Source organism: Parapedobacter lycopersici (assembly GCF_040395035.1).
Classification (GTDB): domain Bacteria; phylum Bacteroidota; class Bacteroidia; order Sphingobacteriales; family Sphingobacteriaceae; genus Parapedobacter; species Parapedobacter lycopersici_A.
The window spans coordinates 1-12477 of sequence record NZ_JBEBRB010000074.1 but is presented as its reverse complement, the minus strand read 5'-3'; the positions used below and the strand labels follow the sequence as shown (position 1 = coordinate 12477).

Below are 12477 nucleotides of genomic sequence, written 5' to 3'. Positions count from 1 at the left end.
TGCAGTTCATACCGACCGCGAAGGTAAATGCCGCTGTTGCTGTTTTCATTGTACCGGAATTCGACATGAAGCTTAAAATCCTCGAAGGTGCGTTCCGAAACCAGGTTCGACCCCGATCCCGGACTGGTGAGGATACCATCCCGGACCGTCCAGTGGTTAGTAGCTCCGGTAGCCTTCCATCCCGTCAGGTCCCTGCCATTAAATAAGGCGACAGGTTCTCCCCATACCGGCTCGGCTGTACGGGTTAGGTAAGGGGCCTTTACGCCCTTAAAATCATGGCGTTGTCCATCGCTGGTCTGAATAGTACCGCTGATGGTCTCACCTGAAAGCACACCTTCCAGTACCAGGTCACGGTCAGATGACTCCCACTGCGGCGGAATGGCAAATCCGAATTTGCCGTTATCGAAATTGACTTCTGAAACCGGGCGCGCACTTCCTCCCGAGCCTACAAACCGGCCTACCAGCGTCTTTAATCCGGAAAGTTCCACTTCCAGCCACGACGGCCTAGGTTGGCCATTTACGTCCATGGTGATATTCCAGCGCCCCACCAGATTACCACCACTGACGGTGGCTGCCTGTACCGGCGCAACCTGGCCGGATGCAGGGTTAATACCAACGCCGATCGCGATCAACATCGCCAGGCACCAAAAAGCTGAGGTCATCAATTGTATTCTTTTCATCTTAATTGTGTTTAGCTGCTGGTTATTACGCAATAAACAAATTTATAAAAATAACGCAGTTTTAACGACGCTACATGAAGCTAAAGTCATATTGCCCGGCGATGTTGCAGTTTAACGGATTTTCGCTAAGGTTTTACATCCCACCAAAGCCGGGTGCTGACCTTATCGCCACCCTCTCCCAGCAGGGAAACAGCCGCCTCTACGGCCTTTCCATTCGTCTGCCAATCCAAATCCGTGAACACGATCCGACGGATCATCTGATCTCCCGGCATATCCGGGTTATCGGAGTGAATCAACGGATACATTTTCGGGTAGCCGGTCCGTCTCATTTCAGCCCAGGCTTCCATGCCGTTGGGATATAAAGCCAGCCATTTCTGGGTACCGATCTGTTCACGTTGCTTTTCCGGGTCGGCCGCAAATTTCACCGGAATATCGGTCAGCGGCGGTGTATTCCAGCCGTTTTCCGGTGCCGGGGCAATCGGCAGGCTGGTTCCGTTAATATAGGCATCGATCACCGCCGGATCATCAATCCCCCACGTGCGGAGCGACAGTTCGATTCCCTTATTATAAAACTCTGCTGCCGTTCCTCCCATATTCCAGCCGTTTAACGCACCTTCGGCAAGCAGAAAATAGGTTTCCGCGGCATACATTACGGTCATCGGGTTGGTCGACTGGTTTTCAGGTTTAAACCGGACACCCACATCGGATGTAAATTCATAGGTATTATACCCGACGGTCTGTTCCCCCGGTACCATCCCATTCCGTGCTCCACGCCATTTGCCATCTGCCGCCGCCGGCTGAAAATAAATGCTCAACCGGGGGTCATTATAACCCACAAGCAGGCTCTCCATGTTTGCACTCATCCGGAATTCATTCCATCCAGATATCCGGTTCAGACCGTTAAAGTTAGCAGCAGATGATTCAATGAACGCATCATCAGCTGTCGACTCCATTACACCGCCCGCCAATGCGGCCATTGCTTCGGCCTGAGCTTTTTCCGGCTCAACGAACGAAATCCGGAGCGCCAGCCGCAACCGCAATGAATTACAAAACTTCAACCATTTCGCATTATCACCATAATAGATCAGGTCTTTTTCTCCGTAAGACGGCTGATCCAGGTTATTTTTCAATAAGGTAGCCGCTTCATCAAGTTCCTTGAAAAAATCATAGTAGATATCTTTCTGCGCGTCATACGCTACGCCTTCGCCTTCTTCATATTCCCCCATTTTAGAATAAGGAATCGGACCGAAATAATCAGTCGTACGGTTCATGATAAAAACCTTCCATATCCGCGCTATCGCGTTGATCACCGGAAGATCGCCGGACTCTTTGATAATTGTCACCAATGAAGGCATTGTCTGGACATAGGTTCCCGTCCAGAATCCCTGCATCCACATTTGATTGATTACGTACCGGTGCGAGGCGAATGCCGGTTGTGTACAGGCAAATAGCTGACTGTACATGTCGCCGGTCAGGTTTTGCCCGGTCTGGTAGCTTCCTTGATTCCAGCCCCTGTATAGGGCGTTCGGAAACAGCGATTTTAAATCCTCGGCATTTAGTGATTCTAAACCAGATGGACTTGTATTCCTGTCCTCAAAATTCTTGGTACAGCCTACCAAGCCCATGAACAGCGACAATGCCAGGCCGGCCATTATCGTCATGTAATTAGATTTACGGTATTTCATGTTAGCTAAATTTAAGATAGCAATTGCCGTCGGTTAAAATGTTAACTTTACGTTCAAGCCGATATTCCGCGTAGCCGGCAGCGAGTTATATTCAATACCGCCGTAATTTCCGGTTCCGGATACGAGCTCAGGGTCAAAAGGGGCTTCCCTGCTGAAGAAAAACAGGTTTCTGCCAATCAACGAGATCTTCGCATCTTTTACCCATCCGGTCTGGCTGATCAGGCCGGTAAGCCGATAATCCAGCACCACCTCCCGTAGTCGGATATTAGATCCCGAATAGGCATAAAATTCACCCGCCGGATACCGCTCCCCAACCGTACCGAAATAACTTTGCGGGGTAATACTCGTCGTATTTTTCTCGCCGTCAACGGTATAGGCATCCAAGATAATCCCCCCCTCACGGCCCCACAACGATGCCTTGGAGTGCCCATCGGCATCCAGTAATGCCTGGGTTCCGGCGATTACGGTACCCCCATTTCGATAATCAATCAAAAAACTCAACGAAAGCTCTTTGTATGTCAGGCTGTTATTAAACCCAAGGTTATAGTTTGGGTTGTAATTACCCAGGTATACCGTTTTACCCGCCGTCAGCAACGGTAGCCCCTGATCTGAAACCAATGGCCGTCCCTGTTCGTCCCGCTGCCAGCCCATCCCCCACATATCACCATAACTACCCCCAACTGCAGCATCTATAAGTACTTGTCTGTCATCAACAATAATAGCACGGGTTACTTCGTCAGTTAACCGTTCCACCTTATTGACATTCTTGGAGAAGTTAAGCGTGGCATCCCAGGAGAATTCACCGGTGCGGACCGGCACCACATTCACCGTCGCCTCTACCCCGTGATTATTGATCAGTCCTGCATTGATGTACTGGTTTGCAAATAATGAAGCTGCAGGTGTTGATATCGTGATCAGCTGGTTTTTTGTGTCGGTGTTATAATACGTAAAATCAAACCCGAACCGGCTGTTGAAAAAACGCCATTCAGCCCCGATCTCGAATGCCGAAGTCAATTCGGGCTTATAGGTTGGAAGCGAACGGGTTGACGGGGTACTGACTAACCCGCCGCGTGCCACGGCGTAGTAATTCCGGTCGCGGTAAGCCGAACCTCCCGAGCCGGAATAAGCCAGTGAGAGCCGGACCTTCCCATAGGTCACCCATGAAGGGAACGACAGCATATCGGTCAATATGCCAGATAATCCCACCGAAGGGTAAAAATACGACTGATTACCCGGCGGCAATGCCGACGACCAGTCGTTTCGGGCGGTAACGTCCAAAAACAGGTAATCGTTATAAGATAAAGTAGCGGTAGCGTAAACCGACTGTACCTGTGGGCTTTGCACAAAGTTGTTGTCCGTCAGCGGGCTGCGTGCATTAACCAGAAAAAAGTAATTTTGCTTATTCAACCCATTAGCGTCCACCGACATACTGGTAGCACTGCCCTGCTGCAGGGAAGCGCCCAGATTCGCACTCAGGTTAATGGCCGGTGTCAGATCGCGCCGCAGGGAAAGTAACGCATCTACGTTGGTACTTTGTCTGGAATAATCGCCGGTTATGTAGTTCGATCCCAGTCCATAGGTGGTATAAGTATCGTTGTATATTTTGTTCTCCGTTTTCTCCATTGTTTTATCGATGCTTCCACGCACCAGGAGATCTATCCAGTCATTGAACCGATACCTTGCAGAAAATAATCCAAGCACCCGGTCTTTCTTTTCGTGGAAAATTTCACGGTTCAGGTTCCAATAGGGGTTTGACAAAATAGAAGAGCCCGGATTCCAGTAACTTTGACGCTCTACACCTTCCTCATCTATATAGGCAAAATCCTTCATCTGATCCAACGGAATGGATACCGGCGCACGCAATATGGAAGACAAAGCATACCCTCGTTCACCCGTATGCGGCATATTGTCAATTTCGGAATAGATATAAGAGATTTTCGTCGTAAAGGAAAGCCGGTCGGAAATGGTGTTATCCAGTTTCAGGTCGATATTGTGGCGGACCATATCGTTGTTCCTGAGGATACCTTCCGCGACGACGTTGCCATAGGAGAAAAATGTCCTCATCCGCTCATTCCCTCCGCTGGCGCTGACAGAGTTGGTCACCGTTTTTGCCGTTCTCAGAAAATTCTTTACGTTATCGGGGTGTCCTACGTAAGGCACCACATTTCCGTTCCATAATGTTACTTCCCGTCCGTCGGCCTTCGGTCCGTAGCTTCGTTCGGCATTCGGTGAGTAAACACCTCCGTCGCCCTGACCATATACATATTGGTATTCCGGAAGCGCAACGGCCTGATCCAGGGTCATTCCGCCGTTGTAGTCGACTGTGATTTTACCGCTTTTACCGCTCTTGGTTGTGATTACAATAGCCCCGTTCTGGCCAAGACTCCCATACAGTGCAGCCGCTGATGCGCCTTTTAACACCGTCATGCTTTCAATATTATCCGGGTTCAGCATGCTTATTCCCCCACCACCGTCGCGACCACCAAAACTGGTTCCACCGGAAGCGCGGCTGCCCGAATTCAGCGGAACGCCGTCGATAATGTATAATGGCTCGTTATTGCCGGTTATCGAGCGGCTGCCCCGCAACAGTACTTTAGACGATCCCCCCGGGCCCGTCGCGCTGCGGGAAATGACCACCCCGGCCACCTTTCCCTGCAATGAATTGATCATATTGGTTTCCCGGGCCTCATCCATACTGGAACCGTCAATCACCTGTGCGGAATAGGTGAGCGATTTCGCTTGGCGGACAATACCTAAGGCGGTTACCACTGCGCTTTCGAGCTGTTGGCTGTAGGCGGCAAGGGTGATGTTCAGTGTACCCGATTGTACGGTGGCGACCTGGGTAACGTAACCCAGGTAGGAAAATTCCAGTTGTTTTACGCCTGCCGGCAGTTCCAGGGAATACATGCCGTTATTATCCGTGGTAGTGCCTTGGGGGCCATCGGTCACGCGGACCGTCACTCCCGATATCGGGTTACCCAAGCTATCTGTTACGCGGCCACTCACAACGTTCTGCCGAACCACGGGCGTGGTGCGCTGCCGGGGCGACGACGGATCATGCCGTTCCTCATCACGCAGGGGCTTGAGGATAATTTCCTTTCCTTCAATCTCAAAACTCAGCTTCTGGCCCTCGAGTATCTTATCCAGGGCAACATCAAGCGGCGTTCGTACAAAATCTACATCAACCGGCCCGGCATTATCCAGAAACCTGGCGTTAGCCAGTGTCAGGTAGCCCGTTTGCTGGTTGATTTCTTCCAGGATCTCCCGAAGATCTGCCTTGCTCCGCTTCAGCGTAATAAACTGCGTCTGGTTTGCCGCCACTGTCTCCACCTGCAGAATCGCCATACTAAAAGAAAATACCATTGCAATCCGTTTGAATTGCAGCCACCAAAGTAAACCGTTACTTTGGCGGTTCTTCCATATTGTATACATTTGCAATACATGTTTTGGTTAACGGATAGCTTGTAAGTTGTCGCGCTAGACTATCCGGATAAAAGCTCAATATGATCGCTGAACAATCAAGACCTGAACCGGGAGCAACTGCTTCCGGTTATTACTGTTTTGGTGCCGGAACCTGCCGGCAGTACAGTTGAGTCGCTGCCTCACTTCATCACCATAACCCTCCTTCCTTCTATCTTAAACTGTACATCGCCGGTTGCCTGTAACCGTCGCAATACCTCATCCACGCTTTCGTACCGCGATACGCCTCCCCAGAACCGGCTGTTTTTATCTGCCCCGGCGAATACAACCTCTACGTCATACCAGCGGGATATTTTTTGCATGATGCTTTCCAGGGATTCGTCGTCAAATGAAAATATCCCCTTTACCCAAGCCGTTGCTTTGGCGGCGTCCACTGGATGAATGATGATACTGTCGCCGCGAAGTATACTTTGCTGATTCGGCTGAAGAAAGACGGAATCACGTAAAAGGCGTTCCGAATCCGATTTCTTCTGATAAGCTATGCGTACCTTACCACTGACCAAAGTGGTTCGTATCGCTGGTTCGTCACCATATGCCGAAATACCAAAAGCCGTTCCCAGCACTGTAATTTCCTGTTTACCCACACGTATCCGGAACGGACGTGTGCGGTCTTCCGACACCTCAAAGTAGGCTTCTCCAACGACCTCAACCATTCGCATATTGTGTTGGAAATGCGTGGGATAAGTGAGTTTACTTGCTGCATTAAGCCATATTTTCGAACCATCTTCCAATACAATGCGATATTGACCTCCCCTCGGCGTTTCGATGGTGTTGGCTGTGGATCGGATACCCGGCCCCGGTCCGGCAACCGGAGTGCCATCGCTGTACATCATTTTATCTCCCTGTGCGATGATTCCCTTCTGTTCATCACGCAGCTGCACACGGCGGCCGTCGGCCAATGTGAGCATTGCCGCATTTCCGCCGGGGTGAATGGTATCGGCACGGCCCCGGCCGAGGTAAAAATAATATCCCGAAAACAGTGCAAGGAGCATGATTGCGGCCGAATAGCCAATGATTCGGTACAGTCGCCTCCGCCGCAAAGAAGCAGCATGCGCGTCGTGGATCTGCTGCCGGAGCTGTTGATAGGCCCGTTCTCTTTCCCGTGTGCTGCTTTCGTGTGCGAGGAAAACAACCGCCTGCCGGACCGGCTCAATCTGTTCGGCAAGGTCCGGATCGAGTTGAAGCTTGCTTTCCCAGAACGATACATCTGCTGCGTTGCGGCCAAGGCAATAATTCAGAAAACGTTCGTCGTTCAATAGTGCCGAAAGTTCCTTTTCCTGCATCTTTTCCAATTTTTAGGAATAGAGCAGCAGCCATTGATTTTTCCCAATGAAAAATTAATTTATTGTCGGGCGCGGTATAAAATGACTTGCACGGCCCAATTGTTCCGTCAGATGCGATTGGGAAAGTTTACTGAAAAATTAACGTGCCGAAAAACTGCGGAAGATGGAAATTAGGCTTGGGGTAATCGACAGGCGACCAGGTAATCCAATGGGGATTGATGCTTTTGCTTGCCGTTTTATAAAAATTAGCGTGCCATATAGCACCCGGCTCCGGTTTAGTTACATTGGAGAATGCACCGAGTACGGCGAGGGGAATCCGGTACTCGATTGTCCAGTCAGTCGGTTCCGTAATCTCGGGGTCGATCACACTGGGCAAAGAATGGGCAATTTCGACGCGTTTAATATCCGTCGAATCCAGTTTAGTGAATGCCGTCCATGGTTCCGTCACGTAATATAACAACGGAGTGCCCCCGGCATTGATTTCCAGGTTAAAATACTTTTCCGGCGAAGCCGAATCGGGAGCGAAAAAAAACTCCACACAGGCATCCTGCGAAACACTGCCGTTATATTCCCGAACAGTGCTGCGTACGTAATGGTCTTTGACATGGAAAATAACATACACGTTAGCGTCATCATACATCATTTTCACTTCGGTTTCGGGCCAGAACCCCGGTGCTTTCCCCATGTAATTGCTTAGTTTAATGGATGGAACTTTCTGCCATTGCGACTTATTCCACTCGGCATTGATGGGTAGATCACCGGTTAACCGCTGTATCTGATAGGTTTCCTTCGGCCGTTCCGCTGTCGCCGCTTCGATCGGCTGACGGGCCAACACGGAAGTAATACAAAAGAAATAACTGATCAGGAGAATGCCGTAGCTGTGTACTAATTTCATAGGATAGTTTACTGGTTTTCAAATCGGGACGCGACGGCCGAAACCCCTTCGGCAATCAGCATCAGCACGCATAAAGGTAAATAAAGTGCAACAAATGAAAGAATATAATGTACCGTTTTACCCAGTAGGTTACGCAGCTTGTCCACGGCGATGTAAATGGTATTGTAGGCTGTCTTCTCCGATATCCGGTTGCTTAGCGAAATTTCCCGGTACGACATGCCCAGGTAAAATTTCTGGTAGATCATCCGGTGCTGTTTTGCAGGCAACCGGTCAATCAGCTTTTTCAATGTGCACTTCAGTTCGTCATCCATGCTTTGCTGAATCAGCTGCACTTCAGGCGACGGGCAGACGTGCTCTTCCGATAACCATCGGGACAGCTCGCGTTCTGCAGGTACCTTGCGGAATAATTTCCGGATAAAAGCAGTCACCAGGTAATTATGATGGTCCCTCACATTCAACAGCCTGCTTCTGTTTTCATATACATAGAGAAACAGGTCGTTAATACTATCCGCTACCTGGTCAGTTGGCTGGTGTTTCTTACCGCCTAAAAAACTAAAGTAATCGTAGTAATGTCCATAAAGACAATAGAATGCCTGTTCATTTGCATCGCTGATAAATGCATCCCATGCGGTCTTCAGATCCCTGCCGTTTTTTGTCGGATTCATACGCAAACAATTAAATTAGGCCTACCCGGTGGGCGTGATTACCCACTGATTCCTTTCATGACGATACGGGACGCCTCAATGGCCCGGCTGATGTCGGCCGGTGTATGTGCGGCACTGATGTAAAACAGCCCCCGTCCGATAATGCGGATTCCCTCATCGTGCATACCTGCGATGAATGCGTTTAACCTCGTACGGTCTACCATCAGCGTATCCCGGTAGTCCGTCAGGGCTTTCTTAGCCGTAAAACTGATATGAAACATCGGTCCCATGCCCTGCACCAGCACTGGAATACCTACATCATGGGCAGCATTCCGCAATCCCTCCATCAATTCCTCTCCAAGCTGAAACATCCGCGGATAGGGATGCTCCTGTTCCAGCACTTCAATTGTGGCAAGCGCCGCCGCAACAGTCGGATTACCGGCATTCATGGTCCCGGCGTGAATTACACGGGCCTGTTCGATCGCATCCATCCAGGATTGCTTACCCACAACAGCGCTGATCGGATAACCACTCGCCAGTGCCTTGGCGAATATGGATAGATCGGGCGTGACCCCAAAATGCTGTTGTGCGCCCCCCAGGGAAAGACGGAAACCGGTAATTACTTCGTCAAAAATAAGTACGATGCCGTATTGGTCGCATAAGACCCTAAGTCCTTCGAGAAACCCGACGGCAGGCGGAATACAACCATTATTGCACATGACCGGCTCCGTAATAATGGCCGCAATATCGGCCGCTGATTCAGCCAGCGTCTGCCTGACCAGATCGAGATCATTCCATGGCAACGTGATAAATTCGTCCTTCGACCGATCGGGCAACCCTTCCGACCACGGAAACACATTCGGATGTTCGCGGCTGCCAAGTGCATCCACGGAAGGCGTGGATATCCCCCAGCTTACATTGTCAAGCCACCCGTGGTAATGCCCTTCAAAACGCAGGAATTTTGATCTGCCCGTCTTTGCGCGGGCGACCCGGAAAGCAGTCTGTACAGCCTCGGAGCCATCCAGGCAGAAACGCAGCCGTTCCGCCGAAGGAATCAGTTGCTGGAGTTTCTCCGCCAGTTCGATTTCCCGAAGGTGCTGGCCGGCAAACAGTTGCCCGTCCCTTGAATAATCCGACACCGATTTCAGCACATGCGGATGTGAATGTCCGAGAATCAAGGGTCCCTGGCTTAACGTGAAGTCAATGTATTCATTGCCGTCGACATCTACAATCCGGCTTCCCTTACCGTGTGTATAGAAGATCGCGTGGGGGTGATTGTATTTCCGGAACTCAGAAGAAACGCCGCCGGCCATTACTTTTTTTGCGCGATCCAATAAGGCAGCAGATTTATCATAACTAAAGTTAGGCATAACTAATTGGTTAATTAGTAATTTGTTAAATAATTAAGATGTTGGGGTTTTAAACTTCTCCGGGATAATAAACTCGTATCCTTTGGGCGGCCAGTTTTCCATGTCCTTACCCGTGGGTCGTGGACTGGTCGGACGGATCGGTTCAAAACCTTCCGCTGAGTAGCGGATATTCAGAAATGGAGTCTCCCTGACTTTTCCACCCTCCACCGCCGAACGGATCGCCATATCCATGATACCGCTGGTTAGGAGCGTCCGTTCAACCGGAGCGGTTGGCTTTCCGGTAACCATCAACTTTTGGATATTCAGCGTAAGGTAACTGAAATGCGAATAGCTCATACTGTGGTCAAGCACAAATTCCGTAGCAACTACCCGGCCATCTGCCCTGGCTGCATAGGCCCAGCTGGAATTGACGTATTCATCCAGCATCAGAATGGCGCCCGTCAGGCCGTCATTATAATTGATGAGCACGGCCTTGGGTTCTTTTACCAGTTCCCGGTACGAACCGCTTGCCCTGCCCTTGATGCTGTTGCACGCCGCATCAACCAGTTCTTCAGCGATTTTCCCATCATCCATGGCTTTCCACACCGCATCGCCAAGTAGTCCCTGGACGCTGGCCACACCGGTTTCGCCACCGGCACGCCGTTCCACCATGCACTGCAGTATTTCAGCCACATGAAATCCATAAGCGTCAAGCGACGCATAGCCAATGGCCACGGCATGGGTAATTTTTGTGCCGATCGGGTGTTCCAGTCCCGGGTCACGCCAACAAACGGGCAACGAAGAACCGGCCATCATCGGTACACGGAGCTCTTTCGCGCGATCGTACACCCATTTACTGTCCAGCCAGCTATAGGACAGGTGCTTATCGCTAAAAAGCGGCACCGATTTACCGGAGGCATCAAAGACGCGGAATATCTGTTCCAGGTAGTTCATACGCGGGTACATTTTTACCCCATAGCGGCTGTTCGGGTATTCGCCATGTTCGCCGACATAAATTACCCCGTCAACCGCAAGCCGGTCGCCGCCGAGTGTAAGGGCACCTGCGATCGTATCATATACAGTTGCATTATTCATTTTAGCAATGCGCACACCGGTATCATTAGCACCGATCTGGTCGATCCATACCGAAACAATCCGCACCTCCGGCGCAACGATACCCTCGTCGGTCGGTATCCCAGCGAAGAGTTTCGTCCCAATTACATCGGCGTGGGCGCTGTTGCGGTAGATATTGGCAATCAGCGCGATTTTTTTGGGTTCCTGCCGAACAGGATGTGGTCCCGCCGGCTGTGCCTGTGCGCCGGCTACCCACTCGGGAAAGAGCGACATGCTGGCCACGGCGATGGCCGACTGCTTAAGGAAACTACGCCGGGGATGATTGGATTCTAAACTCATAACTACAAAATTTTAAACCAGTTATTAAATGTATATAAACATGAACATTAGATTAATTACCAGCCCATCGCGTAACCATTTCGCCGCGGATCAGCTCCCCCTATGAGCCAGCCGGTACTGCGGTCAATGGTCACGCCCTGCACCCCGCCAACAGTCATGGTCCAGTCGCCCAGACTGGTATCCAATACATAGCCCATGGCCTGGAGTGTTTTGCGGACTTCCGCCGGAACGCGTGTTTCCATGATGAGTTCGGTTGCCGGCACACTGCCCAGTTCATCTTTCCACCGGAACCGTGCGGCGCTGATGGCGTCCTGGATGTTCATACCGAAATCCACTACATTCATTGCCACCTGTGGAACGGACTGGAGAATACCAAAGCTTCCCGGCGACCCGACGATCAGCTCCGGCTTTCCATTGCGGTGGAACTGCATCATCCCACCAATGCACCACCCTACCGCCTTACCCGGCGCAACGCTGTTGGCTTTGCCCGGTTCAAGTGTCATCCAGTCCATTGCACTGTTAAACACCAGTCCGGTTTTACCGGCAACATAACCCGATCCAAAACCACCTCCGTGGGTTTGGATGATAACTACGGCATTGCCCCATTGATCCACAGCCGACAGGCTGGTGGTTGCAAAAGTATACCTCGGATTGCGAGCATCATCCGTTGGAACCGGGAAAGGCACGTCCGAAAGCGCTGCCTGCTGCATCTTCACTTTCCGCTGGTTTACCCGCTCAATCACTTTTTGACGTTGTTGCGCAATATAGTTGTCGGATAGCAGCCGTTCCACTGGCACAGGAACGAAAGCCGGGTCGCCGATATACGTATCGGTGTCGGTCCGGCTCAGGTGAATGGCTTCCAATAAATAGGCAAGGTAATCGACGCTGTTATGCCCTAATGCCTTCAGGTCAAACCCTTCCATGATTTTCAATACCTGTAATTGCTGGATGCCCATTCCCGGCGGCGGATTATTATAAACTGTATAGTCGCGGTATTGGATGGATATGGGATCTACCCAATTCACCCGGTCAGGAACCGCCGCAAGAT

The 12477-nt window shown here is 50.8% G+C and carries 9 protein-coding genes; all 9 read right to left on the bottom strand.

Annotated elements, in window-relative coordinates; all coding sequences use genetic code 11:
• Positions 1 to 680, bottom strand: a 680-nt coding sequence (locus tag ABWO75_RS11835) for a 3-keto-disaccharide hydrolase (protein ID WP_353185792.1), incomplete at its 3' end; no start/stop codon positions are given.
• Between the two features lie 125 nt (positions 681 to 805).
• The gene (locus tag ABWO75_RS11830; protein WP_353185790.1) at positions 806 to 2365 is read right to left on the bottom strand and encodes a SusD/RagB family nutrient-binding outer membrane lipoprotein; all 1560 of its coding nucleotides are present in this window, start codon (positions 2363 to 2365) and stop codon (positions 806 to 808) included.
• A 33-nt stretch (positions 2366 to 2398) separates the two neighbouring features.
• Positions 2399 to 5797 (bottom strand): SusC/RagA family TonB-linked outer membrane protein, encoded by a 3399-nt coding sequence (locus tag ABWO75_RS11825; RefSeq protein ID WP_353185788.1) that lies wholly within the window; start codon positions 5795 to 5797, stop codon positions 2399 to 2401.
• Positions 5798 to 5967: 170 nt separating this feature from the next.
• On the bottom strand, positions 5968 to 7128 hold the full coding sequence (locus ABWO75_RS11820) for a FecR family protein (protein ID WP_353185786.1): 1161 nt from the start codon (positions 7126 to 7128) through the stop codon (positions 5968 to 5970).
• Between the two features lie 127 nt (positions 7129 to 7255).
• Positions 7256 to 8023, bottom strand: a complete 768-nt coding sequence (locus ABWO75_RS11815; protein WP_353185785.1) for a carbohydrate-binding family 9-like protein — start codon at positions 8021 to 8023, stop codon at positions 7256 to 7258.
• An 8-nt stretch (positions 8024 to 8031) separates the two neighbouring features.
• Entirely contained in the window at positions 8032 to 8688 is a 657-nt protein-coding gene (locus tag ABWO75_RS11810) for an RNA polymerase sigma factor (RefSeq protein WP_353185783.1), read from the bottom strand.
• Positions 8689 to 8726: 38 nt separating this feature from the next.
• Positions 8727 to 10037, bottom strand: coding sequence for an aspartate aminotransferase family protein (locus ABWO75_RS11805; protein WP_353185781.1), 1311 nt, complete (start codon positions 10035 to 10037; stop codon positions 8727 to 8729).
• 33 nt (positions 10038 to 10070) lie between these two features.
• Positions 10071 to 11429 carry a hypothetical protein gene (locus ABWO75_RS11800; protein WP_353185779.1) on the bottom strand — a complete coding sequence of 453 codons (1359 nt, stop codon included), beginning with the start codon at positions 11427 to 11429 and terminating at the stop codon, positions 10071 to 10073.
• A 56-nt stretch (positions 11430 to 11485) separates the two neighbouring features.
• Positions 11486 to 12477: gamma-glutamyltransferase (locus ABWO75_RS11795; protein WP_353185777.1), on the bottom strand; the 992-nt coding region annotated here is incomplete at its 5' end.